This window comes from Myxococcales bacterium (assembly GCA_016712525.1).
Lineage (GTDB): Bacteria > Myxococcota_A > Polyangia > Polyangiales > Polyangiaceae > JAAFHV01.
The window spans coordinates 634,889-661,144 of the sequence record JADJQX010000008.1 but is presented as its reverse complement, the minus strand read 5'-3'; the positions used below and the strand labels follow the sequence as shown (position 1 = coordinate 661,144).

The 26,256-nt window shown below is 68.9% G+C and carries 26 protein-coding genes; 9 read left to right on the top strand and 17 right to left on the bottom strand.

Annotated features, from left to right (window positions below):
• Positions 1 to 28: 28 nt before the first annotated feature.
• Together IPK71_32260 and IPK71_32255 are read left to right on the top strand one after the other, a co-directional pair.
• Positions 29 to 940: a TIGR01777 family protein gene (locus IPK71_32260; GenBank protein MBK8218430.1), complete on the top strand. Its 912-nt coding sequence runs from the start codon at positions 29 to 31 to the stop codon at positions 938 to 940.
• 82 nt (positions 941 to 1,022) lie between these two features.
• Complete coding sequence (locus IPK71_32255) at positions 1,023 to 2,045, top strand: potassium channel protein (protein ID MBK8218429.1); 1,023 nt, start codon at positions 1,023 to 1,025, stop codon at positions 2,043 to 2,045.
• Between the two features lie 102 nt (positions 2,046 to 2,147).
• Here IPK71_32255 and IPK71_32250 read toward each other — a convergent pair whose 3' ends face one another.
• The 11 genes from IPK71_32250 to IPK71_32200 all read right to left on the bottom strand — a co-directional run bounded on the left by IPK71_32250 (position 2,148) and on the right by IPK71_32200 (position 13,805).
• The gene (locus tag IPK71_32250) at positions 2,148 to 3,095 is read right to left on the bottom strand and encodes an isopenicillin N synthase family oxygenase (GenBank protein MBK8218428.1); all 948 of its coding nucleotides are present in this window, start codon (positions 3,093 to 3,095) and stop codon (positions 2,148 to 2,150) included.
• 9 nt (positions 3,096 to 3,104) lie between these two features.
• Positions 3,105 to 3,491: a hypothetical protein gene (locus IPK71_32245; GenBank protein ID MBK8218427.1), complete on the bottom strand. Its 387-nt coding sequence runs from the start codon at positions 3,489 to 3,491 to the stop codon at positions 3,105 to 3,107.
• A gap of 89 nt (positions 3,492 to 3,580) precedes the next feature.
• Complete coding sequence (locus IPK71_32240) at positions 3,581 to 4,396, bottom strand: hypothetical protein (protein MBK8218426.1); 816 nt, start codon at positions 4,394 to 4,396, stop codon at positions 3,581 to 3,583.
• Between the two features lie 133 nt (positions 4,397 to 4,529).
• A complete protein-coding gene (locus IPK71_32235; protein MBK8218425.1) occupies positions 4,530 to 6,356 on the bottom strand; it encodes a HEAT repeat domain-containing protein in 1,827 nt (608 codons plus the stop codon).
• Positions 6,357 to 6,692: 336 nt separating this feature from the next.
• Positions 6,693 to 7,031, bottom strand: a complete 339-nt coding sequence (locus IPK71_32230; protein ID MBK8218424.1) for a hypothetical protein — start codon at positions 7,029 to 7,031, stop codon at positions 6,693 to 6,695.
• Positions 7,032 to 7,493: 462 nt separating this feature from the next.
• Positions 7,494 to 8,267, bottom strand: a complete 774-nt coding sequence (gene pssA, locus IPK71_32225) for a CDP-diacylglycerol--serine O-phosphatidyltransferase (GenBank protein MBK8218423.1) — start codon at positions 8,265 to 8,267, stop codon at positions 7,494 to 7,496.
• A 258-nt stretch (positions 8,268 to 8,525) separates the two neighbouring features.
• A complete protein-coding gene (locus IPK71_32220) occupies positions 8,526 to 9,710 on the bottom strand; it encodes a choice-of-anchor L domain-containing protein (GenBank protein MBK8218422.1) in 1,185 nt (394 codons plus the stop codon).
• 96 nt (positions 9,711 to 9,806) lie between these two features.
• Positions 9,807 to 11,000 carry a hypothetical protein gene (locus IPK71_32215; GenBank protein MBK8218421.1) on the bottom strand — a complete coding sequence of 398 codons (1,194 nt, stop codon included), beginning with the start codon at positions 10,998 to 11,000 and terminating at the stop codon, positions 9,807 to 9,809.
• Positions 10,997 to 11,401, bottom strand: a complete 405-nt coding sequence (locus IPK71_32210; GenBank protein MBK8218420.1) for a hypothetical protein — start codon at positions 11,399 to 11,401, stop codon at positions 10,997 to 10,999. Before IPK71_32210 ends, IPK71_32215 begins: the two co-directional genes overlap by 4 nt.
• Before the next feature lie 23 nt (positions 11,402 to 11,424).
• On the bottom strand, positions 11,425 to 11,940 hold the full coding sequence (locus IPK71_32205) for a hypothetical protein (protein ID MBK8218419.1): 516 nt from the start codon (positions 11,938 to 11,940) through the stop codon (positions 11,425 to 11,427).
• Positions 11,937 to 13,805 (bottom strand): serine/threonine protein kinase, encoded by a 1,869-nt coding sequence (locus IPK71_32200; GenBank protein MBK8218418.1) that lies wholly within the window; start codon positions 13,803 to 13,805, stop codon positions 11,937 to 11,939. Before IPK71_32200 ends, IPK71_32205 begins: the two co-directional genes overlap by 4 nt.
• Before the next feature lie 83 nt (positions 13,806 to 13,888).
• Here IPK71_32200 and IPK71_32195 point away from each other — a divergent pair, with 83 nt between their 5' ends.
• On the top strand, positions 13,889 to 15,040 hold the full coding sequence (locus IPK71_32195; GenBank protein MBK8218417.1) for a TMEM43 family protein: 1,152 nt from the start codon (positions 13,889 to 13,891) through the stop codon (positions 15,038 to 15,040).
• Positions 15,041 to 15,061: 21 nt separating this feature from the next.
• Here IPK71_32195 and IPK71_32190 read toward each other — a convergent pair whose 3' ends face one another.
• Positions 15,062 to 16,252 (bottom strand): DUF1343 domain-containing protein, encoded by a 1,191-nt coding sequence (locus IPK71_32190; GenBank protein ID MBK8218416.1) that lies wholly within the window; start codon positions 16,250 to 16,252, stop codon positions 15,062 to 15,064.
• A 162-nt stretch (positions 16,253 to 16,414) separates the two neighbouring features.
• Here IPK71_32190 and IPK71_32185 point away from each other — a divergent pair, with 162 nt between their 5' ends.
• Positions 16,415 to 17,776 carry a sigma-54-dependent Fis family transcriptional regulator gene (locus IPK71_32185; protein ID MBK8218415.1) on the top strand — a complete coding sequence of 454 codons (1,362 nt, stop codon included), beginning with the start codon at positions 16,415 to 16,417 and terminating at the stop codon, positions 17,774 to 17,776.
• A gap of 16 nt (positions 17,777 to 17,792) precedes the next feature.
• Here IPK71_32185 and IPK71_32180 read toward each other — a convergent pair whose 3' ends face one another.
• From IPK71_32180 to IPK71_32170, 3 genes are read right to left on the bottom strand one after another with little or no spacing between them, the layout of a single operon-like run.
• Positions 17,793 to 18,926: a hypothetical protein gene (locus IPK71_32180; protein MBK8218414.1), complete on the bottom strand. Its 1,134-nt coding sequence runs from the start codon at positions 18,924 to 18,926 to the stop codon at positions 17,793 to 17,795.
• On the bottom strand, positions 18,926 to 19,288 hold the full coding sequence (locus tag IPK71_32175; GenBank protein MBK8218413.1) for a hypothetical protein: 363 nt from the start codon (positions 19,286 to 19,288) through the stop codon (positions 18,926 to 18,928). Before IPK71_32175 ends, IPK71_32180 begins: the two co-directional genes overlap by 1 nt.
• Complete coding sequence (locus IPK71_32170) at positions 19,285 to 20,004, bottom strand: hypothetical protein (protein ID MBK8218412.1); 720 nt, start codon at positions 20,002 to 20,004, stop codon at positions 19,285 to 19,287. Before IPK71_32170 ends, IPK71_32175 begins: the two co-directional genes overlap by 4 nt.
• 129 nt (positions 20,005 to 20,133) lie before the next feature.
• Here IPK71_32170 and IPK71_32165 point away from each other — a divergent pair, with 129 nt between their 5' ends.
• Positions 20,134 to 20,640, top strand: coding sequence for a hypothetical protein (locus IPK71_32165; GenBank protein ID MBK8218411.1), 507 nt, complete (start codon positions 20,134 to 20,136; stop codon positions 20,638 to 20,640).
• Between the two features lie 106 nt (positions 20,641 to 20,746).
• Here the strand turns inward: IPK71_32165 and udk are convergent, their stop codons facing one another.
• A complete protein-coding gene (gene udk, locus IPK71_32160) occupies positions 20,747 to 21,379 on the bottom strand; it encodes a uridine kinase (GenBank protein MBK8218410.1) in 633 nt (210 codons plus the stop codon).
• A gap of 68 nt (positions 21,380 to 21,447) precedes the next feature.
• Positions 21,448 to 22,227 (bottom strand): hypothetical protein, encoded by a 780-nt coding sequence (locus IPK71_32155; GenBank protein MBK8218409.1) that lies wholly within the window; start codon positions 22,225 to 22,227, stop codon positions 21,448 to 21,450.
• Positions 22,228 to 22,516: 289 nt separating this feature from the next.
• Between IPK71_32155 and IPK71_32150 the strand changes: the two genes are divergently transcribed.
• The 4 genes from IPK71_32150 (at position 22,517) to IPK71_32135 (ending at position 26,231) form a co-directional block, all read left to right on the top strand.
• Positions 22,517 to 23,497 carry a hypothetical protein gene (locus tag IPK71_32150; GenBank protein ID MBK8218408.1) on the top strand — a complete coding sequence of 327 codons (981 nt, stop codon included), beginning with the start codon at positions 22,517 to 22,519 and terminating at the stop codon, positions 23,495 to 23,497.
• 14 nt (positions 23,498 to 23,511) lie between these two features.
• Positions 23,512 to 24,219 (top strand): hypothetical protein, encoded by a 708-nt coding sequence (locus IPK71_32145; GenBank protein MBK8218407.1) that lies wholly within the window; start codon positions 23,512 to 23,514, stop codon positions 24,217 to 24,219.
• A gap of 16 nt (positions 24,220 to 24,235) precedes the next feature.
• Positions 24,236 to 25,429 (top strand): DUF1501 domain-containing protein, encoded by a 1,194-nt coding sequence (locus IPK71_32140; protein ID MBK8218406.1) that lies wholly within the window; start codon positions 24,236 to 24,238, stop codon positions 25,427 to 25,429.
• A 112-nt stretch (positions 25,430 to 25,541) separates the two neighbouring features.
• Positions 25,542 to 26,231 (top strand): hypothetical protein, encoded by a 690-nt coding sequence (locus IPK71_32135; protein ID MBK8218405.1) that lies wholly within the window; start codon positions 25,542 to 25,544, stop codon positions 26,229 to 26,231.
• The last annotated feature ends 25 nt before the right edge of the window (positions 26,232 to 26,256 follow it).

The following is a 26,256-nucleotide window of genomic DNA, read 5'->3' as shown; positions in this document are numbered from 1 at the left end:
GTTCGGGGCATCTGGCATCGAAAGGCCCATGAAGATCCTCGTGACGGGCGGGACGGGTTTCATCGGTGAGCGGCTCGTCGCGGCCCTCGGCCGGCGGGGCGACGACGTGACGGTCCTCAGCCGCCGCGCCGGGGGCTCGGGCAAGGTTCGGCAGGTCGTCTGGACGCCCGAGCAGAAGGGCCCGTGGCTCGACGAGGTCGCCGCGGCCGACGCTGTGATCCACCTCGCCGGCGCGGGCATCATGGATCGACGCTGGAGCGACGAGCACCTCCGCACGTGCCGCGACAGCCGCGTCCTCCCGACGGCCCTCATCTCCGAGGCGCTCGCGGCCCGTGGGTCGGGCACGCTCGTCTCGGCGTCGGCGGTCGGGTACTACGGCTTCCGAGACGACGACCGCACGTGCGACGAGTCGAGCCCCGAGGGTGACGACGTGCTCGCCCACATGTGCGCCGAATGGGAAGCGTCCACGTCCGCGGCCGAGTCCGCCGGAGTCCGCGTCTCGCGCGCGCGCATCGGCGTCGTGCTCGGCTCGGGCGGCGGAGCGCTCGCGCAAATGCTCCCGGTGTTCAAGCTCGGGCTCGGCGGGCCGCTCGGGAACGGTCGGCAAATGTTGCCTTGGATCGCCGTCGACGACGCCGTTCGCGCGCTGCTCTTCGCGCTCGACACCCCGGGCTTCGAGGGGCCCTTCAACGTGACGGCGCCCACGCCGGTCTCGATGAACCACTTCGCGAAGGAGCTCGGCGCGGCGCTTGGGCGCCCTGCGTTCTTCCGCGTGCCCGGGTTCGCGCTCCGCGCCGTGGTGGGTGGGGGCGCGAGCGTCGTCTTGACGGGCCAGAACGCCGTCCCGAAGAAGCTCCTCGATTCGGGCTTTTCCTTCTGTTACCCGGAGCTCGGCGGGGCGCTCCGGGCAGCCCTGACCGAGGGCGAGAGCGCGGCCTGAACGAAGGTCCACTCCTCGGCGGGGGCCGAGCGGCTCCCCGCAAAAGTTGCCACGATGGCCACGTCGGCACCAAGATCGGTGAGTGTCGCCCCCCATTCGCAGCCTCATCGGTGCGACCGCGATCCTCGCCGGCCTCCTCTTGCTCGGCGGGCTCGGGTACTGGCTGCTCGGCCACGGGCGTTGGACGTACGGGGAGTGCGTCTACATGACGGCCATCACCGTCACTACGGTGGGGTTCGGCGAGCTCCCGCACATGCACGAGGTGCCCGGGGCGAGGGCGCTCACCGTGCTCGTCGTGGCGTTCGGCGTCGGCGCGGTCGCGTACGCCCAGTCGAACGTGACCGTGCTCGTGTTCGAGGGGGCGTTCGGCGACGTCTTCAGGAAACGGAAAATGATGAAAGATATCGAGCGCTTGAGCGGCCATATCGTCGTGGCCGGGGCGGGGGCGACGGGCCGCCACGTGATCGAGGAGCTCTTTCTCACCCGAACGCCCTTCGTGGTCATCGAGAAGAACGAGGCCCACGTGAAGCGCATCTCCGAGGAGCTGTGCGGCGGCGAAATGCTCTACGTCCTCGGCGACGCGACCGACGACCACGCCCTCCTCCGCGCGGGGGTGAAGCGCGCGCGCGGCGTGGTGGCCGCCCTCACCGACGATCGCGACAACGTGTTCGTCACGCTCTCGGCCCGCAGCCTCAACCCGACGGCCCGCATCGTCTCGAAGGTGGTCGAGGATCCGACCGAGGCGAAGATGCTGAAGGCCGGCGCCTCGAGCGTGGTGAGCCCGACCCAGATCGGCGGTCGGCGGATCGCGTCGGAGCTCTTGCGCCCCAGGGTGAACGAGTTTTTCGACAAGATGTTCCGCGACAACCGCGGCCTTCGCCTCGAGGAGCTCTCGGTCGATCCTTGCTCGACGTGCGTGGGCAAGGCGCTCTCCGAGACCCTCGTGCGCCGCGAGTCGGGCCTGCTCGTCATCGCGGTGAAGCGCCGCGACGAGGGCTTCGTCTACAACCCCGAGCCGGGCCTCGTCCTCGAGGTCGGGGACACGCTCATCGTCATGGGGCAGGTCGACGCGATCGCCGCCATGCGAAACGTCGTCGCGGCCTGAGCCTCGGGGGCTCGACCCTCGCTGCAGAGTATGTAACACACTGGTATCATGAGGTATTTCGTCGCCCGTCGGCCTCTCGCGGCGGGCTGACCCCGCGGTCGGTCAGCCGCTCTTGACGAGGCCGAGGGCGGTGAGCCGCTCGGTGAGGAACGCGTGCGCGGTGATGTCGCTCGCGGGCTTCGCGTCGGGGTGCTTCGCGGCGAACGGCAGGAGCCCGAGGGACACGTCGGGGCGCGGGTGCGTGAAGAACGGCATCGAGTACCTGGGCACGTCGTCCTCGGGGCGGCTCGGGTTGACCACGCGGTGGGTCGTCGCCGGCACGAGCCCGCCCGTGATGCGCGCGAGCATGTCGCCCGAGTCGACCACGAGGTGCCCCTTCGGCGTCTCGACGGCGAGCCACCGCCCGTCGCGGGTGAGGATCTCGAGCCCGCTCGTCGTCGCTTCGGGGAGGAGCGTGATGAGGTTGATGTCCTCGTGCTCCGCCGCCCGAACGGCCCCTGGGACGTAGAGGTCTTGGAGGCGCGGGTAGTGGATGAGGCGCAAGATCGAGTTTCCACCGCGTGCCATGTCGGCGATCGCGTCGCCCCGCTCGCCGAAGTGGAGCGCCAAGGCGACGAGCAGCTCGCGGGCCACGGAGTCGAGGGCCTCGTAGAGCCGGGTGGTCGTCTCGCGGAACTGCGGGAGCTCCGCCGGGAAGGCGTTTTTTCCCCCGTCGCCGAGCTCCGGGAGCTCGCGCCCCACGTGGAAGAACTCTTTCAGATCGCTCACCTTGCGATCCTTCGCGTGCTCCTTCCCGAACGTCACGTAGCCGCGGTTTCCGTTCGAGGCGGGCAGCTCGCACGCGCGCTTCTGCTCGAGCGGGAGCGCGAAGAAGTCTCGGATGGCGGCGTACGTCGCGTCGACGAGGCCCTCGGGGAGGCTCGCGCCCGCGACCGAGACGAACCCGAGCTCGCGGATGCCGGCCCCGAGCTCCGCCACGAAGAAGGCCTTGGCCTTCGGATCGGGGCTCGTGAAGTCGGTGAGGCTCACGGTGCGAAGCGACAGGCTCATGGTTGCACTCTACACCAAAGCCGCGCGCCGGCGCATCCCCTCTCGCGCGCCCACGACCACGCCGGCCGACAGGAGCAGCGTGACCACGTCCCACGGGTCGAACGTGCCGAAACCGAGGGGCCCTTGCAGCACCTCCAGGCCGACGAGGAGACCTGCGCCCCCCGCTTGAAACCCGAGGCGCCTCGCGAGGGAGGACTCCCCCTCCGTCGTGTCGACGAACCCGGCCGTGGCGACCGCGAGCATCGCGTCGGCGAGGTGCCCGAGCACGACGGGCCCGATGGCCTCGCGGAGGGGCCTCGTCGCCACGGCGAGGGAGGCCCACGCCGCGCCGAAGCGCTCGCGGCCGAGAAGGGCGCGCCCGAGGGCGTCGAGCACGACGATGGGCTCTTCTCGCACGACGTAGGTCGCGGCCCCGACGACGAGGGGAAAAACGACGAGGAGCGCGACACGAAGGCGAACGTGCGCGTCGCGCCCCTCCGGTCGGCTCAGAGCCCCTTCAGCTTCCAGTGGAGGGTGCCTCCGTTGAGGTCGGCGTCGATCGTGCCCTTCTTCTTCGTCTTCGGGTCGGTCGCGTCGCAGGTGACGCCGTCTCCGTCGGGGATGTAGACCGTGCCGCCGCCGCAGCTCACGGTGGGCTTGATCTTCCCTTTGGTCTCTTTGAAGACCATGTCGGACAGATCGGCCTCGAGCTTCGACGACTCGACCGCCGCGACCTTGATCGAGAAGCTGTAGTGGTGGGTCGTCGGGTTCTTGGTCATCTCGACCGGCGCGGTCTTCCCGTTCTTCAGCGTGGCCGTGCAGGTGAACTTGGTGCGCGCCGCGGGGTTCGGGCATACGCACTTGGTGACGCCCTTGTTGGCGAACTGGGTGACCACGGCGCCCTCGAGGTTCTCCTTGAGAGAGGCCGTCTTGCCGTTGCCCGCGCCCTTCTTCGTGAGCTCCTCGCCGTCGATCGTCATCTCCCAGATGCCCTCTTCTTCTTCGGGCTCGGCGTCGATCTTGAATTTGACCTCGAGGAACGCGGCCTTCACGACGATGTTGCCGTTCTCGATGCCCTTCAGCGTCCCGTCGACCGACTTGGTGGTCGACCCCGTCTTCTTCTTGTAGTGGACGCTGCGGTCACGCCCGATGAGGAGCACGGTGTCGTCGCTCTCCCAGTCGCCGATGTACGGCTCGGTGGCAGAGTCGATCGGAGCGTTCGCCGTCGGGTCGTCCTTCTTCGGCTTGCTCGTGGCCATCGAGAGGAGAGCGGCCACGACGAGGCCGGATGCGGTGAGTGCGGAGCGGAGACGGCTATGCATGCCGCCCAGCGTATCGCCCAAAAGCTCGGCCGTCGTGGGGTCGTAATGGATTGAAGTTGCAACGAATTTCGCGTTTTGATGACAAAAGGTAAGGTCGGTTTACCTTTTGCTCGGCGCGAATCGTCGGGCCTCGTCAGGCCGCGATGCCGCGCGCGCGCAAGATGTCGCGGAGCGCGCCCTGCACCTCGGGCGTCGAAGTCGCCATCGACGAGCGCGCCACCTCGATGAACCGAGACCCACGCGACTTTCGCAGGCCGTCGACCGCGGCGGTGCGATCGGCGGGCGCGCCGTGCTCGAGGATCCCGAGGAGGAACTCGGCGGCCTCCAGCGTGTCGACCTTGGCCAGCGCACGAATGGCGCTCGCGCGCACTCCCGGCTGCGGGGCCTCGCGAACGATGCGAGAGAGCGGGTCGAACGCGTGCTGGAAGTAGAGCGCCTCGACGGCCTTCGCGGCCTGTTCGACGACGCCCACGTCGCCGTCGCGGAGCGCTTGCCGCACGGTGATGAAGCTCCGCTTGAAGAAGAGCGTGCCCATGGCGGACAGGACGGCGATCTTCACCGTGCGCTCGGGCCTCGCGAAGAGCTTCTCGAGAGGAGAGAGCACGGCATAGAGCTGGAGCGCCGCGAGCTGGTCGGCGAGGCGCGCGCGTGCGGCTTGCGAGGCGGGGCTCGCGTCGTTCTGGCCTTCGACCGCGAACGCCGTGAGACGCGCCAGCATGGCCTTCCGACGGATCAGATCGGGCCAGCTCCGGTTCAAGAGCACGTCGGCGCACGCCTCGGCCGCGCTGCCTTGCTGCTCCCACTCGATGAGATCGACGTGCCACACGTCGGGGAAGTGGTTGTCCTGTCGGAGGTGCGAGGGCAGGGGGGCGGCGTCGATCGACTCGTCGCGCACGTTCTCGTAGCGGCGCGCGGCGCGCGCGTAGTGGGCCCTCCGGCGCGGCTCGAGGTCCATCGTCGCGAGCTCTTGGTAGAGCTGGCCTACGCGGCTGAAATGCCCCACCTCACCGAACGCCAAGACCGCCGCGAGCACGGCGTTCTCCGCGATCTCGGGTGGCGCGCCGCGCTCGTGGTGCTGCCTCGCGACGCTCCGCCACAGGTCGGCCTGGACCAAGATGTAGTGTGCAGCCGTCGCCGACATGCCGAGCGAGCGCGCGTACTCCGAGGCCTCGCGCGCGAGGGTCGCCGCCGCCGAGAGCTCTCCCTTCTCGCGGGCCGCGGCGAGCGCGTCCTCGAAATATTGGAGCGCGAAGTACTTGAGGTGGTCCTCGCGGAGGATGCGGATGCAGTTGACGAAGCCCTCGAGCACGTCCTCGAACATGCCGCTCTCACGGCCGATCTGGACGAGCACCTGGAAGCAGTCGAACGCCCGCTCTCGCTGCCCGACCGACTCGAAGTGGTCGGCGGCCTCTTCGAGCAGGCGCACCGACGCGACCGTGGCCTCGCGGGCTTGGCGGGGGTCGTTGCACTTCTTGGCGCAGCGGGCCAGGTTGAACTGGACGAGCGCGGCGTTGTACGCGTCGGCGCCGCTCGAGGCGACCTGCCCGAGCCTCGACCAGAGGGCCCGCGCGCCCTGCCAGTCCTCGGCCTTCTCGCGGTAGATCGCCGCGGCGGCGACGAGCCCGGCGTCCTCCATTTCGCGGGCGGCGGCCGCCATGTCCTCGGCGGCCGCGAGGGTGCGCGCGCGGTCTTGCGGGGGGACGTGCGGGAGCTTCTGGTAGCAGCGCCGCATGGCCTCACGGTCGTTCAGCGCGAGGTACCACTCGACCGTGAGCGCCGAGCGGAGATCACCCCGGCGCTCGAGCACCTCGACGAGCGGCCTCAGCACCGACACGTAGTCGTGCTCGGCGACGTGGGTCTGCTGCGCGGCCTGCACGAGCGCGTTCGCGGCCTCGTCGAGGTTGCCTCGGCTGACCGCGGCGCGTGCGCGTTCCCTCAGGTGGTGGAGGTCGTCGAGCATCGGGCCTCGACCCTAGTTTATGGCGCGCCGTTCGGGAACAGGTGGGATCGACGCCGACCTGTGCCTCCGAGCCGCCTCACGAAGGATCGGGCTGTCATGGGCCCTGCGCCGGCCTCTGCCTCCTCCGTGAACAAAAGACTTGGATATCCAATGGTTACGGACGGGTTTGGGGTGGCGCGAAAGGTGCAGAGGGCTCATCTCATGCTGTCGCCGTGGATGTCCAAAGCGCTCCCGTGGTTCGTCGTCGTCTCGTCTCTGCTCGTCTTGACCGCGGTCGCGTTCGCGCCTCGTTGACACCGTCTCGCGGGCGGCTCGGCTCTCGAGACGCCCCGTGTGTCAGCGCAGCATCACCGCGACGAGCACGGCGAGGGCCACGGCCACGGCCCCCGTGAGCGCCCCGTAGGCGAACATCGCGCGGCGGGTGTCGAGGTCGAGCTCGCGGGAGGGCCGCGGGAGCTCTCTCTCGGGAAACAGGATGGGCGCCGTACGCAGGCGACCTTGGGCGGCGCGCGTGGGGGGTGGGGCTTCGTCCTCGGCGCGCAGGCGGGCCTCGGCGCGGAGCTCGACGAGCTCGTGGAGGGTGGGCACACCCGCCAAGGACGAGAGGGGCGCGGTCGGGACGATGTCCTCGAGGGTCTTCGCTTCGGCGCGGGGCTCGGGGGCCGGCTCCAGCACGGGCACGAACAGCGCCGGGCTCGGCGCGGGCGACGGGCGAGGAATGGGCCCTCGGGCGTCGGACGCGCATCGCGCCCGCCTCACCGACCCGCGACGCGGTTGACCAGGCGCCTCTCTCGCCGGCTCGCCCCAGCCCTCGTCGATCTCCGAGAGGCTCGGCCGAGATCCTCGGGCGGATGCCTTTGGCTGCGCGCTCGGCTCGACCCTTCGCCCGTCGCTGCGCGCGGAGGGGAGGGCGGGTCGGGATTTGACGCCGTACGGAAGCGTGCGAACGGGGCGACCCGAGGTGTTCGACATGCCTCTCTTCCAGCACCTCGCGTGCCACGGAGAAGCTGTCCGTTCCGAGCAGAAAAAAACGCGTCGTCGCGGCCTCGGACCTGGTCGCGTGGAGCGTACGGACGGCTCAGGAGGACGTCTTCGGTCCTTTGAGCTCTCCGTGCACCAGGTCGCTTCGACCAGGGCTCAGGTCGGCGGGAGGCTCTTCTGAGCGGCGCGTGTCGCGGCGGCCTCGGCGGCCTCGCGGCGGCGCGCGGGGAACGTGACGATGGCCTCGACGATGCCGATGGTGATGTAGAAGCCGAGCAGCCACACGAGCACGAACGCCGGGCTCGTCTTGAGGGACACGACCACGCTCGAGCCGACCGCGAAGAACACGAGGCCGAGCGAGCGCCAGTTGAGCTTCATGTCCTTGAAGCTGCGGAACCGGATCGTCGACACTTGGAGGAACGCGAGGAAGAGCGTGAGCCCCATCATCGGGACCACGTAGTCGGCGCTGCGCAGCTTGCCGGCCACCGCGTGGTTCGCCACGATGAGCGAGATGAGGATGCCCGCGGCGCCGGGGACGGGAAGACCCACGATGTACTTCGGCGGCTTCGTCGGCTCGCCGTTCTCTCCCATCGACAGCACGTTGAAGCGCGCGAGGCGCACGGCGCCGGCCGCCGCGAACACGAACGCCACCACGAGGCCGACCGTGCCCTTTTGGTAGAGCGAGAAGTTATAGACCATGAGGGCCGGCGCCACGCCGAACGAGACCACGTCGGCGAGCGAGTCGATCTGGAGACCGAAGGCGCTCTGCGTCTTCGTGAGCCGCGCGACGCGGCCGTCGAGCATGTCGAAGAAGAGCGCGTACACGAGCAGGAGCGCTGCTTTGTAGAACGCGTCGTCGCCTTCGCCTTGGGCCGAGCAGGAGATGCGGATCGAGTCGAATCCGCAGAAGATGCTCGAGAGGGTGATCATGTTCGGCAGGAGGAAGAGGGTCTTCCTCAGGTCGAGCTTCTTCTGCGGAGCTTTGGCCAATGTCGACTCCCAAGGCGGTGGGGGCTCTCGCCCCCGTCAAAACCCCGTAACACTTACTCAAGTTGCCGTCCGCGTAAAGGAAGCGGAGGGCGATTTTGTTCCGCGAACCGAAACTTCGGGCGCTTTCGAGCACATACGCCACGCCTGCGGCGGCCCTTCCCCCAAGGGAGCGGGAACGACTGGGCGTGGGAGGGCCCGTCAGCGAGGGCGGGCGGTCTCGGTCTTGGTGTCGCCTTGGACCCAGCGGAAGTTGTCGAGCAGGGTGACCGAGTCGAGGTCGGCGTCGCCCGTGTCCCACAAGAGGAACTCGAGCGTGAAGGTCTCGCCGGGCTCGACGGGCGCGGTCGACGTCAGCCAGCCCGTGGCGCCGCCCGCGCTGCTCCGCGTGTTCGAGAAGGGGCCGCACCAGAGGTCTTCTTTGGCGAAGCCCGTCCCGGCGAGCTCTCCCGGGCCGCCGGGGCACTGGGAGCGCGTCGTCGTCGGGCCGTCGGCGCAGCCTATGATGGTGTTCGGAGTGCATCGATCGAAGAACCCGTTGTTCACGCTGACCGGGTTCTTCTGGGCGTCGAACGAGATGTTGTCGGGTTTGCCCCCGTTGAACGCCTTCGACGAGAGGTACGCGATGAACGAGTCGTTGTAGTCGGTGCAGACGAACGCCGGCCACTCGGAGGTGAAGAAGTTGAAGTCGAACGCGATGCCCTTCGCGTTCGGTGGGGCCTTCAGCACGAGCTTCACGTCGACCACGTCGTACGTGTCGGTCTCGGTCGAGGGGCACGCCGCGGCGGCCTTCGGGAAGCCGGCGGGCACGGTGCGGCTCGGGGCCGTGTCCCAGAGCTGCGCGTTCTGGCCGAAGAGCTGCGTCGAGCCGGTGTCTTGGTTGAACTCGCGGGCCCAGCCCGTCGAAATGACGCCCAAGGTCGCGCCCTCGCGGGGCACGATGACGTTGCCGAACTTGGGCAAAATGCCGGTCTGCCCTGCCCGGGGCGCCGTCGTCGTGGTGGTCCCTCGTGTGTACGTGGCCGACACGAGCCCGTAGCCCTTTTGGGCGGCGTCGGCGCAGATCCCGAGGGACTTGGCGAACTCGGTCGCGTTGCCGTTCCGCGCGAGGCCCGTGTCGCAGGCCGGAGGGTTGTCGACCTTGCCGTCGCCGTCGTCGTCGCAGTTGTTGCCGGGGATCTCGGCGTTGGCCGGGTTCGGCACACACGGATCGCCGCCGGGGCCCACGCCGCCGTCGCCGAAGAGCGAGCCGCCGTCGCCCGGGGTGGGCGAGCCAGGACCCGTGCCTGCGTCGTCCTCGAAGACGTTCGAGCGTGTGCTGCTCGAGCACGCGGCGGCGAGAGAGAGAACGACGGGGACGGCGGCGAAGAGGGCCAGGCGCTTCATGTTCGGCGCGCATTCTGACACGCGTTCATCAGAAGGGAAGCTGGCTCGGGTGCCTCGAAGGCGGTTCTCAGGCGTCTCCTGCCGAGCCGCAGAGGCTCAAAATGTACCTGCGAGGCCCAAATGTGAGGAGACGTCGTACCTGCGGTCGTCGACCCCCCGATCCGAGTAGTTGTAGAGCTCGGTCGAGAGCTTGAGCCGGAGCCCGCGCTCGAGGACGTAGGCCATGCCGAGCGTCGTGCGAAGCATGGTGCTCTTCTCGGAGAGCTCGCTGTCTTTGGCCACGTTCCCCGCGCGGTGGAGGAGATCGAAGCGGCCGATGAGGTCGAGGTCTTGCGTGAGGGCCTGTTCGATCTCGACGTACGCACCGTGTTTGAGGAACGTGTCGCCTCCGCTCGACGCGGGCAGCGCGAACTTGAGCTGCGCGGGGTCGTCGGTCGAGAACTGCTGTCGCCTCACGAGGTACTCCGCGCGGATCGTGGTCTTCGAGACGCGCAAGGTCATGTCACCTCCCGCGATGACGTACGTGAGCTTGTTCTCGGGATCCCACGTGCCCGCCATGCCGCTCGCGCCGAGGGTGAGGTCGGACGTCTCCCCGAGCTTGGCCGTGAGGGCCACGCGCGCGCCACCCGCGGGGCGCGCGTTGTTGTCGACGTAGAACGGGGTGCGAGAGTCACGGAACTGGAAATCGAGGCCGCCGCTCGCGCCCTTGAAGCCGCTCACGACGTACGCGGCGTAGTCGAGCTGGACGTCGTCGGAGAGCCACTTCGTGCCGTTGACCTCGACGCCCGTGTCGGGGAAGGGGCTCGGCAGCACGCCGAGGTTCCACTGGCGCATCCGGAGCATGCGGCCCATGTCGTACGCGAGGGGTTTGTCCGAGAGGCGGTGGTTCGCCGGATCGTGGCGGAGGTTGAAGGCACCGAAGCTCGGGGAGAAACGGCCCACGCGGAAGTTCAGCGAGTCTTTCACGCGGTAGTCGAAGTAGGCCATGTCGGTCTCGAAGCCATGGCACCCGAAGCAGAGCTTCACGTTCGCCGAGAGGTGCTCGCTCACGTCGACGGCGAGCTTGGCCGAGAGCTCGGTGGTGAAGCCGTCGAAGCCGGAAGGGGACGCGCGGAAGCTCTTCGCGCTCGGCACGAAGTGGTAGTCGATCTGCGCCGATCCGGCGAAATTGCGCTCGAGCGCGCTCGCGCGGCCGGGCGAGAGGAGCGCGACCACGGCGACGAGGGCGACGAGTAGGGCGAGCGCGGCGTGAGAGACCATGAGCCGAGCCCGTCGATCGAGGGCGTTCATGGTGCGACGCTCCCAGACGGAGAAGGGGTCGTGGTCGGGGGCGCGACGGGGGGCGGGGCAGGGGTCGTGCCGGGGGTCGAGGCGGCGGGCGCCACCGGGGGGGTCTCGGGCTTGGGCGCGTTTCGCTCGGCCTTCTTGCGGAGCTCCTCGGCCGAGTAGTGCTTCAAGAAGCGCAGGACGATGGCCTCGTCGGCCGCGTTGATGCCGCTCCCGGGCTGCATGCGCATGCGCGCGACGTAGCGCTCCCACTGGCCCATGTCGGTGATGCCCGACGTGAGCGGGCGTGCGAGCGAGTGGCACTTCGAGCAGCGCCTCGCGAACACCTGGTAGTCGGCGCGGACCGTCTCGGGCAGCGTGCTCGGGTCGATCGCGTCGGACCCTTCGCGGCACGCCGTGGACACGAGCGCGAGGGCGACGGCGCCGCTCAGTATCCCGGGTAGACAGGCAGCGAGGGGCCCGCGTCGGTCCCTCCGTCGTTCGATTCCCATTCCGCTTCTCCCTTGGCGCCTTCGGCGATCCAGTCGGACACGAGCGCGACTTGCTCCGGTGTGAAATACGGGCCGCCGCGGGGCATCCGCGCGCCGTTCGGCGTGGTGCCGCGAAGCTTCTTCACGAGGAGCGACGCGCACGGGTTTCCTGGCACCACGACCTGGGCCCCCGACGTCTTTCCTCCGCGGCGCAGGCCTTCGTACGTGTCGAGGTAGAGGTACGCAGGGGTCGAGCCCTCGACGAAGCGCGTGGTGTGGCAATCGACGCAGGCGTACTCGGCGCCGTTTTGCCTTCGCCAAAGGAGCGGACGGATCTGGGTCGTGTAGTCGACCGAGGTCCGCGGATCCGAGTCCGCGTCGCTGCAGGATGGTGTCTCGCCGCCGGCGACCGGGGACGTGCACGCGGCCGACACGGTAGCGACGACGAGCGCGAGGGCCGCGGCGACCTTCACGGGCAGACCACCTGGACGTCGATCACCGCGACCGGCGCGCCCGTGAGGTCGGCGGTCTTGCGGACTCCGACCCCCGACACCGCGGCCGAAAAACACGGCCCCGCCGCGCCGGCACCCGAGACCTGCGGCGCACCACGACGCCGCCCCGAGTCGTCGAAGCCGACACGAATCGCGACCTTCGCTTCGCTCGAGAGCTGCGCCGCGCACGCCGCAAACGAGCCCGCCGCGGGAATGCCGGTCATGTCGGAGCGTGTGATGCCCCCTTCGGCGCGCGAGCTCACCTGCCCGACGGCGCACTTTTTCGGAGTAGGGGGAGGTGCGGCCGTAGGCTGAGGAGTGGGGGCTTGTGTGGTCGCGGGCGGCGGTGTCGTGGGAGGCGGCTCCGCAGGCTTCGGCTCAGGAGGCGTGGGCACGACCGTGTCCCCGGCACCGGGCTTCGGGTCGGTAGGCTTCGGGTCGGCAGGTTTGACCTCGGGCTTCGTGACCTTCGTGATCGTGTGGCCGCTCGGCGAAGGGGAGATCTCTCCCGACGGGAGCGGGCTCGGAGCCGTGACGGCGGACGGCGCCATCGAGGGAGGCGACGGGGGCACGAGCGCCGTGCCCGACGGAGCCGGGTCGACGGTGAGGGTGACCGTGTCGCTCACCTTGTTCGACGAGCGCGCGAAGCCGAAGCCCGCGGCCGCGAAGAGGGCCGCGGCGCCTACCGCGATGCCCGCGACGAGCGCGGGGCTCGTGCGTCGAGGGGCGGGGGCCGGGCTCGCCGTCGCGATGGCCGCGGGGACCTCCACGACGGCAGGGGCGGCAGCGACGGTGCCCGACGTCGCGAGCGCGTCGAGGGTCGGCGCGGCGGGCGCGGGCATGGCGGCCGTGGGCGCCAACGCGACGGGGACCAGCGCGGGCTCCGTGGGGGCCGAGCCCGTGCTCGGCGCGGGCAAGGGAGCGCCTTCGAGCGCCGCGCGGAGGGCGACGCGCATCTCGCGGGCCGACGAAAAACGAGCGTCGGGGCTCTTCTCGATGGCCTTCAAGCACACCGTCTCGAGGCGCGGGTTCACGCCCGAGAACACGTCCCGAGGGGGCGTGGGCGCCTCGGTCACGTGCTTCACCACCACGGTGACGGCGCTCTCGCCGTCGAACGGGACGCGTCCGGTGAGGAGCTGATAGAGGATGATGCCCATCGAGTAGATGTCGCTGCGCGAGTCGAGCTTCTTGCCTTGGGCTTGCTCGGGCGACATGTACTCGGGGGTGCCGATGACGAGGCCTTGGGTGGTTGACTTCGGGGCCTTCGCACGGCCCGCGGCGTTCGCGGGGGCCGGGTCGGCCTCGGCCTCGGCCTCGGCGTCGACGAGCTTCGCGATGCCGAAATCGCACACCTTGACGACGTCCACCTCGCGCCCTTCGTCGTTCTTGCCGGCGAGGATCATGATGTTCTCGGGCTTGAGATCCCGATGGATGACGCCCATGTCGTGCGCGACGGCGAGGGCGGCCAGGGCCTGCGAGAGAATGTCGACGATGCGCGCCTCGGAGAGCGGCCAGTCTTCGTGGATCACCTTCAGGAGGTCGCGCCCCTCGAGGTATTCCATGACGATGTAGAGGAGCCCGTCGGGCTCTTCGCCGAAGTCGACGACGCGCATCGAGCTCGGGTGATCGAGGCGCGAGGCGGCCTTGGCCTCGCGGTGGAACCGCACCGCGAACGACGGATCCTTGGCGAGCTCGGCGTGCATCACCTTGACGGCGACGACCTTCTCGAGCGCCGTTTGTTTGGCTCGGAACACGGCGCCCATCGCCCCGCCCCCGAGGAATTTCTCGACGACGTACTTCTGCGCGATCGTTCGGCCGACCAGCGCCGCGTGGGCTTCTGCTTCCATCCCTTTCGGCATGCTACGCCGAGCGCGTGCGCCGTGACCAGTGTCATGCCGTCTCCCGGCGCGCCGTGTGCCATGATGCAGGCATGGCTCTCGGAACGGCTCCGGCACAAGGCGATGGCTTCTCGGCGACCTTCAAACGAGCTCCTCGGCAGATCGCCGTGGGCGCCGTGCTCCTCCTCGCGACGGTGGCCGTGGGTGTTCTGACCGAGACGCGCGGCGTCGAGCGCTACACGGCCCTCGACCGCAGCGCCGAGACCGTCATGTCGGTCGGCGCCGACCGAATAGACCCCTCCCACGAGGGCGCGCTCGTGCACGTGAAGGGCGGCGTGCAGAGCACCCAAGAGCTGGTGGACGAGACGTTCGGGGTGAAGGTCGCGGCGCTAAGGCTCGTGCGGCACGTCGAAATCTACGCGTGGGAAGAGACGAAGCGCGAGGAGAAGCGCAAGAACGACAAGGGCGAAGAAGAGACCGTCACCACCTACTCGTACACGAAGCGCTTCCAGGCGGTCCCGGCCGACTCGTCGCGCTTCAAAGAGTCCGAGAGCCACAAAAACCCTGAAAAAGCGGCCTTCGCCGACCAAGACTTCACCGCGAAGGACGCGCGGCTCGGCGCGTTCGTGCTCCCGAGCGAGGCCCTCGGGAAGCTCACCAAGCTCGAGCCCGTGCGCGTCTCCCAAGACATGCTCGCGCGCTCGCCCCACGCGACGAAGCTCAGCGAGCTCGAGGGCGCCGCCTTCTACGGCAACGAGGTGCAGAACCCTCAGGTGGGCGACCTCCGGATCTCTTACCAAATGGTAAGGCCTCAGCCCGTGAGCGTCGTGGCCAAGCAGTCGGGAGGGACGTTCGTCGCGTACGAGCCGACACCCGGGGTCGAGCCCGTGTTCCTCGTGCAGGCGGGGGAGGTCGAGTCGAAGGCGATGTTCGCCACGGCCAAGGACGACACGCCCATGTCGAGCTGGCTCTTCCGGGGGCTCGGGGTCGTGCTGGGCGCCGTCGCGTTCGCGCTCATGCTCCTCCCGTTCTCGGAGCGGCGACCGCTGGTCCCGGGGTTCGCGAAGGCACCGCGTGTGTCCGGGGTGCTCGTAGGGACGGGGCTCGGCTTCGCGCTCTATGCCGCGGCCATGGGCGGCACGTGGGTCACTATGCGACCGGCGTTCGCCGTGCCGCTCTTCGTGGTGAGCCTCGTCGCCGTAGTGCTCTCCGTGATGGCCATCGTGCGGGCACGGAAGGCCTGAAGGAGCGCGAGCCCCCGGAGCTCACACGGCTCGTCGGCGGGCGGCGTCGCGGGCCTGGGCGAGCTTCTCGGAGTCACCCGGGCCGAGGTCCGAGAGGGCGAGCGCGATGTCGCGCGGGGCGTCGCCTCGGACGATCCGTTCGCGTGCCTCGGCGCTGCCCGTGAGGAGATCGAAGGCGGGGATCGTGTCGACGAACTCGTAGCGTTCGGTCCGGAAGCGGAAGGCCTCGGGGTGAGCGTGATGCGCCAGCGCGACGAGGGCGAGGTACGTCGCGTAGGGGAGGAACTCCCCGGGGGACGTGACGTGGATCTGGACGCCGCCGCAGGTCTCGCGCGCGTGTTTGTGGAAGGTGGGAGAGAACGTCAGGGGCCGCGCCACGAAGCCCGGGAGCCCGGTCTCCGCGAGGCCGCGCGCGAGCCGCTCGCCGTCGAGCCACGGCGCCCCTGTGATCTCGAACGGGCGCGTCGTGCCGCGGCCGTCGGAGAGGTTCGTGCCCTCGAGGAGGCAGCCCCCCGGGTAGACGAGCGCCGTGTCGGCCGTGGGCATGTTGGGCGACGTCATGACGAAGGGCCGGTCCCACGCGGTCGCGAGCGCCTCCGCGTGAAGGTCGAGCACGGGCGCGATGCGTAGCGCGTCGAGCGCGAGCCCCTCTTCCTCGGCGCGGAGAGCGCAAATCTCGCCGAGCGTGAGCGCGTGACGAACGGGCACGGGCTCGAGCCCCACGAACGAGCGAAACTCCGGATCGAGCGAGCGACCTTCGGCGCGCGTGTGGCCGAGGGGGTTCGGTCGATCGAGCACGAGCACCGGGATGCCCTTTTTTGCGGCCGCGCGCATGACCAGCACCGCGGTCCACACGAAGGTGTAGTACCGCGAGCCGACGTCTTGAAGGTCGACGAGCACGAGCTCGCACCCGTCGAGATCGGCGTCGCGCGGCGAGAGATCGTCGAAGGCGTCCCCGTAGAGGCTCCGCACGGGCGTGCCGTACACGTCCTTCGCGTCGGCGACGCCGATCATGTCTTGGGCCTCTCCGCCGTACCCGTGCTCGGGCCCGAAGATGATTCGCGGCCGCCTCTGGAGCCTGTCGAGCACGGCGCTGATGTGCTCGAGCCGGCTCGTGACCGACGCGGGATGCGCGAGGAGCGCGAAGCGCCGGTCGGGGAGGCGTTCGTAGAGGGTCGGGTCGGCTTCGAGGCGGTCGGCTCCGGTGCGCACGCGATGCACCCTACAAGGTTCCGTCGAGCCTCGCACCGCGCCTCGCCTCGCAAGAAATGATGGGACGATAAAGCTAAAGGATTCAGTGCTTTACGCGCAGGTCTGGGCTCTGTGAGGCGGAGCTATGAAACTTTTGCGATGTCTTGCGGTAGGGTGGAGGAGATGCGCCGGGTCCTCGTGGTCGACGACGAAGAGAACATTCGGCTCGTGCTCCGCACGCTGCTGCGCAAGCACGGGTACGAGGTCGAGGTCGCCGACAACGGCGAGACGGCGCTCGCGCTCGTCGAGTCGTTCGGCCCGGACGTGATCCTCACCGACGTTCGCATGCCGAAGCTCGGCGGGCTCGACCTGCTCGCCACGCTGCGCGCCAAGCAGAGCCCGGCCACCGTGATCGTGATGAGCGCGTACGGCAACGTCGACCTCGCCCTCGAGGCCATGAAGGCCGGGGCGTACGACTACGTGGGCAAGCCCTTCAAGCCGGACGAGATCGTGCTCGCCCTGCGCAAGGCCGAGGAGCGTGAGTCTCTCCGGCGCGAGAACCGGTCGCTGCGCGAGCAGATCCGAGCCGAACAAAGGTTCGAGTCGATCTTGGCGAAGAGCCAGGAAATGCAGGACGTCTTTCGCACGATCTCCAAGATCGCCGACTACAAGACCACCGTGCTCGTGACCGGCGAGAGCGGCGTGGGCAAGGAGCTCGTGGCCCGCGCCCTCCACGCACGTTCGTCGCGGAAGAACATGCCGTTCGTGGCGATCAACTGCGGCGCCATCCCCGAGAACCTCCTCGAGAGCGAGCTCTTCGGTCACCGCCGCGGCGCCTTCACCGACGCGAACGCCGATCGCCGAGGGCTCTTCGAGGAGGCCACCGGCGGGACGCTCCTCCTCGACGAGATCGGCGAGCTTCCGCTGTCTCTCCAGGTGAAGCTCCTCCGGGTGCTCCAAGAGGAGACCATTCGCCGGCTCGGAGACACGAAGGACGCGAAGGTCGACGTCCGCATCGTGGCCGCCACGCACCGCGATCTCGCGGCCGAGGTGAAGGCGGGGCGCTTCCGCGAGGACCTCTACTACCGCATCAACGTGCTGCCCGTGCACATCCCGCCGCTCCGTGGCCGGAAGGACGACATCCCGCTCCTCGTCGATCACTTCGTCACACGGAACAACGCGCGCCTCGGCACGCACATCCGTGGCGTCTCCCCCGAGGCGCGCAAGCTCCTCATCGAGTACCCATGGCCCGGCAACGTGCGCGAGCTCGAGAACACCATCGAGCGCGCCATGGTGCTCGCCGAGGGGGAGGTGCTCGACGCGAACGACCTACCCGAGCGCCTACGCGAGTCCCTCGACCCGGTGCAGGCCCAGCTCGCGACCGGCGAGCTCTCCATCAAGAAGACGTCGGCCGCGATCGAGGAGATCCTCATTCGCCGCGCGCTCCAGAAGACGAAGGGCAACCGCACGCGCGCCGCCGAGGTGCTCGAGATAAGCCACAGGGCGCTGCTCTACAAAATCAAAGACTACAAGATCACGGAGTGACGCTCGTCGCGGCGCCTCATTCGGAGGGCGGGCCCGTGTAGTGGCCCGAGCCGCCGTGCTCGGAGAGCTTCTTGCGGTCGTACCAGGCGTGTTTCGCCCCGTAGCTCGCCGCGAACGCGCCCGCCGCGATCGCCGAGCCCACGATGCCGACGATGATCGCGATGCCGTTCATGGTCGGGCGATCGCCGAGATACGCGGCCCACGACCAGTCCGAGAAATGCACCGAGGGCACGCGCGTGCCGAGGCCTTGGTACCGGATCCCGAGCTCGTAGGTCGAGCTCGGCACCTCGCGTTCGAACGTGTAGCCGGACGCGGTCCTCGCGGTGAGGCCGTAGTGGGTCGTCCTCGAGTTCTTGTTCGTCGTGATCCACGTCCTATGGGAGACGATCTGCGCTTCTTCGCGCTCGCCCGCGAACGACGCCACGAGGTACGGGACGGTGGCGAGCGCGTGGAAGGCCACGAACGCGAGCAGCGCCCCCACACCCCACCTCTGCAAGTACTGGATTCGATTCGGGTATCTGTCCTTGATCGCGCCCGAGGCGAGGTAGGTGCGCCCGTTCGCGGGTGGCCTCAGCACCCAGCCCGTCCCGTCCCGGTAGCCGCTCGCCGCGCGTGGGTGCGGCGCCCGCACGAGGGTGCCGTACGCGGAGAACGTCTCGCCGGACTCGACGTCGCAGTAGCGGCAGCGGCGCTCGTGCCCCTGGTCTTTGTAGGTGGTCTGCATGTCGTCGATGACGAACACGTCGTCGCCGGGCTCGACCATGACGGGCTCGCCGCCGTCTCGGAGGAGGTAGAACGGGCGCGACTGGATCTTTCGGTGGATCTCCTCCCACGTGTGCCAGCTGTTGTTCTTGGAGGTGTGGTTCTTCACCTTCTGGAAGACCTCGACGCGCACCGCGATGGCCTCGCCGCCTTCGGCGTCCACGGTCCCGCGAACGAGCTTGTTCGGCCCGGGCGTGAGCTCCGAAGGGGACCCGAACGCGCGCTCTTCGGCGGCCTGCCGCTCGCGGAGCGCTTTCGCCCGATGGAACAAGAGGAACACGAGCCCGGCCCCACCGAAGCCGAGCACGAGGACCCCGAAGAAGAAGCTCGCCTCGGGCGAGAAGTGATTCGAAGAGACCCAGTCGATGGAGCCGTCGTCGAGGGGCATCAGGACCTCACCAGCTCGAAGATACGCTGTCGATCGAGGAGCGCCGTCTCGGCGATCGCGGCGAGCTCGGGCACGTAGAACACCACCATGGACACCCCGGTCGGCGCCTCGGCCTCGCCTCGGGGCCTGCCGTCGGGGCACCTCATGTGGCTCGCGACGAGGCACACGCCGTGGTCGCGCCGGATGCGGAGGAGCTCCATCGCGACGAGGGACGACGGCGGCGCGAAGGCGCTCACGTCGGTGAACGTGGCCTCGGGCCCCTCGAGGATCCGCGCGAGCACGGGGGTGTGCTGCGGCTCCTCGACGAGGCGCCCCGCGAGCTCGGAGAGCCGCTCGTAGATGGCGTCGTCCGAGACGGTCATTTCGGGCAGTTCGGCAGGGCGTCGACGTAGATGCCACCGGCGCACTGGGCGAAGCGGCGCTCGCACGTGCCCGCGTCGGCGCCCGCGTCGGCGATGGCGGGGCCCGTGCACTTTGCATGGATCTGGGCGACGAGCGGCTCGGCGAGCTCCCACGCGGCGATGAAGAGGTCGTCGATCGAGTCGATCCCCTTCTTCGGATCGTAGGTGATGTGCGCCGTCGCGCACGTGGGCACACCCGGCTCGCACGTCGCGCAGTAGTCGTCGACGAGCTTCTTCTGCGCGGCCGAAAGGCCTTGGGCCGCGTAGCTCTCGTAGATGCAGCCCTTGCGGCTCTCCTCGGAGCAGTTCTTCGCGACGAGGCAGCTCGCCTTCGCGCGGACGAGCTGGTCGCTCTCCGTCTTCGACTGGTTGTCCTTGCACCAGGCCTCGAACTTCTCGACGCCGCAGTTGACGTCCTTCGGGTCGACCTTGCAGGTCGTGAAGTAGGCGAGCTCCTGCGCGCACACGGCCCCCGGATCGAACGGCGCCTGCGCGTCTCCTCCGTCTTTTCCGGCGGCGTCTTGGGGCGTCGCGCTCGCGTCTCGCGTCGCGCTCGCGTCGTCGTCGATGTCGACCGTGCCGTTTCCCGTGCAGGCGACGCTGACCGCGAGGGCCGTAGCGAAGAAGGCGGCGGTGGATGCGGCGATGCGGCGGGAGAGTCGGCGGTGGCTCGGCATGGTTCTCCTTCGAGCCTTCCACATCTCCGCCGTGAGGTCATCCTGGTCGCCGGGCCGGCCGAGGATTTCCGAGGGGTTTCGCGCGTCTTGCCTTTGACGTCGGTCGCTCGTGGGGGCAAGATTCGCCCCATGGTCAAGCCGCTCGTCTCCGCCCTCGTCGTGTCGTCCGCGCTGTCGTTCGTCGCCGCGTGCGGTGGCGAGCCAAAGCCCGCCGAGTCGCCCGCCGACGTGAAAGAAGGCGAGGGGACGACCGACTCGCCGCCTCCGCCGCCGAAGCCCGCCCAAGCGGATCCGCAGCGGAAGAGCGCGAACGAGTACGACAAGGAGAACACCGAGGTCGTCTTGAAGCGCGCGGCGCGAAGCGTGAAAGAGTCCTGCGGGGAGGCCAAGGACGAGAACGGCGTCGCCTCGGGGCCGTTCGGGAAGGTCACCATTCAGGTGCTCCTCGGCCGGAACGGGCACTCGAAGGGCGTCACCGTGCCGGCCTCGCACGCCGAGAAGCCTGCGGGAAAGTGCATCGTCAACGCGTTCTCGAACCTCGCGTTCCCGCCGTGGGCCGGGCAAGACACGTCGGTCGACTGGGAGGTCGAGCTCGTGCAGCCCGCCGCTCCGGCCGCGCCGCCGAAGAAGAAGTAAGTTACCCGAAAAAGCCTTTGCTTTCGGATGGTTACGGGAGTCATGCGCCACGCTTAACGGCGCGATCCGTACCCCACGCGCGCGCGCACGCCTCGGCTCGTGGGCCTCAGCCGCGCGAGCGAATGAAGCCGAGCAAGAAATCGAGCGCGACGCGGTTCTGACCGCCCTCGGGGATGATGATGTCGGCGAAGCGCTTCGAGGGCTCCACGAACGCGAGGTGCATCGGGCGCACGGTCTCGTAGTACTGCTTGCGCACCTGCGCGAACGAGCGCCCGCGCTGCTCGAGGTCGCGCCGGATGCGCCGCATGAGCCGGATGTCCGAGTCGGTGTCGACGAAGAGCTTCACCTCGAACGACGAACGGAGCCGCTCGTCCGAGAGCACCAGGATGCCCTCGACCACGATGACCTTCGCGGGCTTCACGATGGTGCCGCCCTTGGCGCGGTCGTGCGTGGTGAAGTCGTAGCTGGGGCGCTCGATGGTCCGCCCTTCGCGGAGGGCCTCGACGTGGGACGCGAGCAGGTCGAGCTCGAGCGCGTCGGGGTGGTCGTAGTTCACGAGCTCGCGCTCGGAGGCGGGCAGGTGGGACTGCGGCTTGTAGTAGTGGTCCTGCTCGAGGAGCACCCCTTCGCCTTCGGGGAGCGCGCCCAAGATGGAGCGGGCGATCGTGCTCTTCCCGGAGCCCGAGCCGCCGGCGATTCCCAGGACGAGCGGCTGCAGTTCGGCGGTCGGAGCAGACATCGCCCGGCTTATCCCATCGCCGGGCGCTCGTGGTCAACGCCCTTCGCGCGTGCGTGGAGCGCGCGAGCCTACTTGCCCCGCGCGAGCCAAGAAAGAGGCCGTTTGTATGTCGTCACCATGCGGTCTTTGGCGATCTCGTGCCCCATGCCGGGCGCGATGCGGACCCGCACCGGCACGTTGTGCTTCTTCAGCATGTCGCCGACGCGCGTCGTGTTCTCGGCGACGCCGTCGGTCTCGCCCGTGAGGAGGTAGACGCGCTGGAGCTTGCCGCCGCCCGAGCCCCCCGTGAGCGACGACGGTGCATCGCCGACCCAATACCGATCGCTCGCCGCGAGGATGAGCCAGCGGCTCCAGGTCTTTTGGTCTTGAAGCCCTGCCTGCATCGCCACGAAGGCTCCTTCGCTGAAGCCCACCAGGATGTTCCCGTAGCGTTGGACGCGGCCCTTGTGCTTGGCGCGGAGCGCGGAGAGCGAAGCGTCCATGACGGCCTTGCCCGCCTGCGCGCTGTTCATCCAGGTGCGACCACCACCGCCCGAGTCCCCCGGGCCTTGCGGGCAGAGCACCCAGCCGAACTGGGTCGCGACCTTCGCCCACTTGCGGCAGTCCTCCGCGGCGTTCCCGTTGCGGCCGTGCAAATAGAGGATGACCGGCTTCGTGCCCTTGCCGCGCGCCTTGTAATAGAAGGCGTCGGGGTGGCCCGGGACCTCGAGGCGAATGGGATCACCCACGCCGGTCGACGCCTTGGCCTGCGCTTGCCCGGCGCCGAGAACGAGCGCGAGCACGGTGAGGCCGAGCGTGACGACGAGGCGGAGGAACGTTCGGGTGGGGGCTCGGGAGACGGACGGCATGCGGGACCGCGCCCAACCTAGCCGAAAATCGGGAAAGCGGTAGCCGAGCCCGCGCCGAGCCCGCGCCCTTGGGGGGAAACGCCGACAGGGGGGGTGGTGCAGCCTACATCCACCCCTATTTCCGCCGATTCACCGCTCGACCGGCCTGGATCGGACGCAGCCCATGCGCGAGGCGATCGTCGGCGCGCAAATAGCGAGAATCTGCTGAATGCGCATGTGGCACGGACGGTGCTTAATGGCCTATGCGGCGCGAATCCACGGTTGGACGAGGCGCCCCCCAGGAGGACCCATGAGCGTGGCACACCTCGGTCGGCGAGCGACCCTTCTTCTCGTCCCGGCCATGATCGTCGGAGCGGTGATGGCGGGCAGCGGCAAGAGCGCCTCCGCCGAAGACACCGACCCGACCGCCAAGAACGAGCGCTGCGCGACGCGCGTCTCGATCGCCTTCACGGGCAAAGAGGCGAGCGCGGCGGTGCTCGCGAACCCGCAGGGGTCGATCGACACGCTCCTCGCGGACCCGGCGTTCATCGAGCGGTTCTCGCGGTTCATCAACGGCGACTTCAACGAGACGCCCGGCGCGACGTCCGCGGAGGACTCGTCGTACCACATGATGAAATACGTGCTGGAGCAGAAGCTCCCGTACAAGGACATGTTCCTCGGGCAGTACCGCGTGGCGGGCGACGCCCAGGGCAACAACGTCCAGGTGACGGCCGACCCGAACGGGCTCGGGTACTTCCGTAGCCAGCCGTGGCAGCTCCGCTACGCCGGCAACGAGCTCGAAGGGTACAAGCTCGTGACCGCGTACCGCATCATGTGGAACACGGTGGGCCTCAACCTGGTGGCGTCGACGAACGTGCCGGGCGCGGACATCAGCACGGCGGCGCGTACGTCGAACCCGGGCTGCACGGGCTGTCACGGCCCGGCCGACAAGAACGCGGCGGCGCCCTGGTTCGCGCTCGATCGCGCGGCGAAGGTGCTCACGAAGGTTCGCCGGCAGAACGGCATGGTCACCTTCACGCCGCCCACCGAGGCGCCGCAGATGGTGGCCGACAAGATGGTGAACGACGACAAGGAGCTCGTGCAGGCCCTGGTCGACTCGCCGAACTTCAGCTTCAACGCGTGCCGCCTCGCGTTCAAGTTCCTCTACGGGCGCCCCGAGAACGTGTGCGAGTCGAAGGTGTTCGACGCGTGCGTCACCGAGTTCAAGTCCAAAGGAACGATCCAAGCCGCGCTCGCCAGCGTCGCGAAGGATCCCGGATTTTGCCAGTGAGAACGGAGGGCATCATGAAAGCATCGACGTTCCTTTTCGCAATTCCGGTGTTCGTGGCCCTCGCGGCCTGTTCGGGCGGCTCGGACGAGCTCACGGGCGGTCTCGATCCGAACAACCCGAACAACCCGAGCGATCCGAACAACCCCGGCACGAACCCGCCGGGCACGAACCCGAACCCCAACTCGCCCGAGAAGACCTGCGCCGAGACGCAGACGGGTTATGTGGGGCTCGGTGGCATCGCGCTGCACGGCACGCGGGCCGAGGCGGTGGCGGGGGTCGACCGTGACCGGTTCAAGCCGTTCTCGTCGCTTTCGGGCGAGTATCGTCGGGTGATGGGGCTCACGACCGCGCCGAACCTGCAGTCGTCGGCGGCCACGTTCGGCGAGGCGCCGGCGCGCTTCTACGCGGAGCCGAAGGCCACGGCGGTGAACCTGTTCGAGGCCTACCAGGTGGCGTTCCGGCTGTGCGAGGCGAACAACACGGGCGGCACCTACGCGACGGCCCCGAGCGACGCGACGGCGCGCACGGAGTGCACGAACTGGGAGCGCAAGTACTGGAGCCGCACGCCGACGCCCGCGGAGATCGACGCGTGCGTGAAGGTTGCCGTGACGGACTCGGTGACGGAAAATCCGGCGACGGGCGCGCGCCAGACGACGCCGGTTCGGCGCTGGGCGTATGCTTGCGCGAGCGTCCTCACCTCTGCTGGGTTTTTGACCTACTGAAAGCTGGAGCGAGACCATGAGCAAATTCAATCGTCGTTCGTTCCTCAAGGCGGTGGGTGTCGGCGCAGGCGCCGCGATGGGCGCGGGTATGGCGCCCGGTCTCCTCGGAGAAGCGCGTGCCGCGAACACGCCGACCGGCAAAGGCGCGGTCCTCGTCGTGTACCTGGGCGGCGGGTACAACGCGCTCTTCCCGAGCGCCCGCTCGTTCCTCAACCAGACGTTCGGCGTCACGGCCGGCAACACGGCGCAGGTCCCCGGTGGCCCGCTCGTCGACGCGTCGTTCAACCGGCTCCCGGCGGCGGCGTTCAACAAAATCAGCACGGTGCAGATCAACCACCGCTCGAGCGATCACGGCGGCGCGCAGCGCAACGGGATGACCGAGGGCGCGGTGGGCTTCGCGGTGCAGCTCGCGGCGGCGATGGGCGGCGACGCGAGCATCAAGATGGCGACGGTCGGCGGCGGCAACGTCAACGGCCTCGCGGGCACGATGAACGGCGTGTCGGTGCAGAACATCGGCGACGTGCGCTCGACGATCGACGCCCTGAAGGGCAACGACACGCTGCCGGACCGCGCGATCTCGGGCAAGGCGATCGAGCAGTCGCAGAACATGAGCGCGGGTCGATTGGCTTCGAGCCCGAAGGGCCTCACGCACCTGAAAGACGGCTACGACACGGTGCGTGCGACGCTGGCGAAGAGCGCGGCGGCGTACGACTACGCGTCGATCTTGCCGGGATACGGCATCAACAACGGCACCGCGGTGAACAACTTCAACTCGAAGATCGCGGCGGCGGAGCTCATGATCCGGTCGGGGACGAACGTGGTGTTCGCGATCGACGGCGGGTGGGACACGCACGGCGACCGCGACGGCGCGAACGTGCGTAACATGATGAATCAACGCATCATTCCGCCGCTCATCACGTTCTTCAACCGCATGTGGGTGAACAACCCCGAGCCGGTCGACCGCAACGTGAACGTGGTCATCATGGGCGACTTCTCGCGAAGCCTGCCCGGCAGCGACCACGCGACGGGCTGCGCGGCGACGGTCATCGGCGCCAACGTGAAGGTCGGCGGCTTCCAGCAGGTCACCGCGAACGTCGGCTTCGACCCGAACATCCCGAGCGGCCGCGGCTTCTGGTCGCTCATCTCGTCGCTCGTCAACGCCCCGGGCAACCCCTTCGGCGCCAACGCCCACCCCGGCCTCAAGGTCTGAAGAGGGCGCCCCTCGACGACGAAGCCCTCTCCCGAGTCGTTGGGTGGGGGCTTCGCCGTGTGGCGCGCGAGCTTCTTTTGGTTCACGATCGATAGCCCCTCCCGAGCCCACCATGAAGAAAGCCATCTTCGCTGCCATCGTCCCCGTCCTCGCCGTGCTCGTCGGTTGCTCCGGCGACGGGAGCTCGCTCGAGGACGGCTTCGACCCGAACGACCCGAACAACCCGAACAACCCGAACAACCCGAACAACCCGAACAAACCCGCTCCCGAGAAGGTGTGCGCGGAGACGCAGACCGGGTACGTCGGGCTCGGAGGCATCGCGCTCCACGCGTCGAGGCCCGAGGCGCTCGCGGGGATGGATCGCGACCGCTTCAAGCCGTTCTCGTCGCTCTCGGGCGAGTACATGCGCGTCCTCGGCCTTCAGACGGCCCCGAACCTCCAGAGCTCCGCGGCCACCTTCGGGGAGGCGGCGCCGCGCTTCTTCGCCGAGCCCAAGGCCTCGGCCGTGAACCTCTTCGAGGCCTATCAGGTCGCCTTCCGCCTCTGCGCGGCGACGAACACGGCAGGTGTCTTCGCGAGCGCGCCTACCGAGGCCGCGGCGAAGACCGAGTGCGCAGGCTGGGAGCGCAAGTTCTGGAGCCGCACGCCCACGCCGGCCGACGTCGACGCGTGCGTGAAGGTCGCCGTGACCGACTCGGTGACCGAGAACCCCCCGACCGGCACGCGCCAGACCACGCCTGTCCGCCGGTGGGCGTATGCGTGTGCGAGCGTGCTGACGTCGGCAGGTTTTCTCACGTACTGACGGAATCCGAACCGAACCGAGAGCG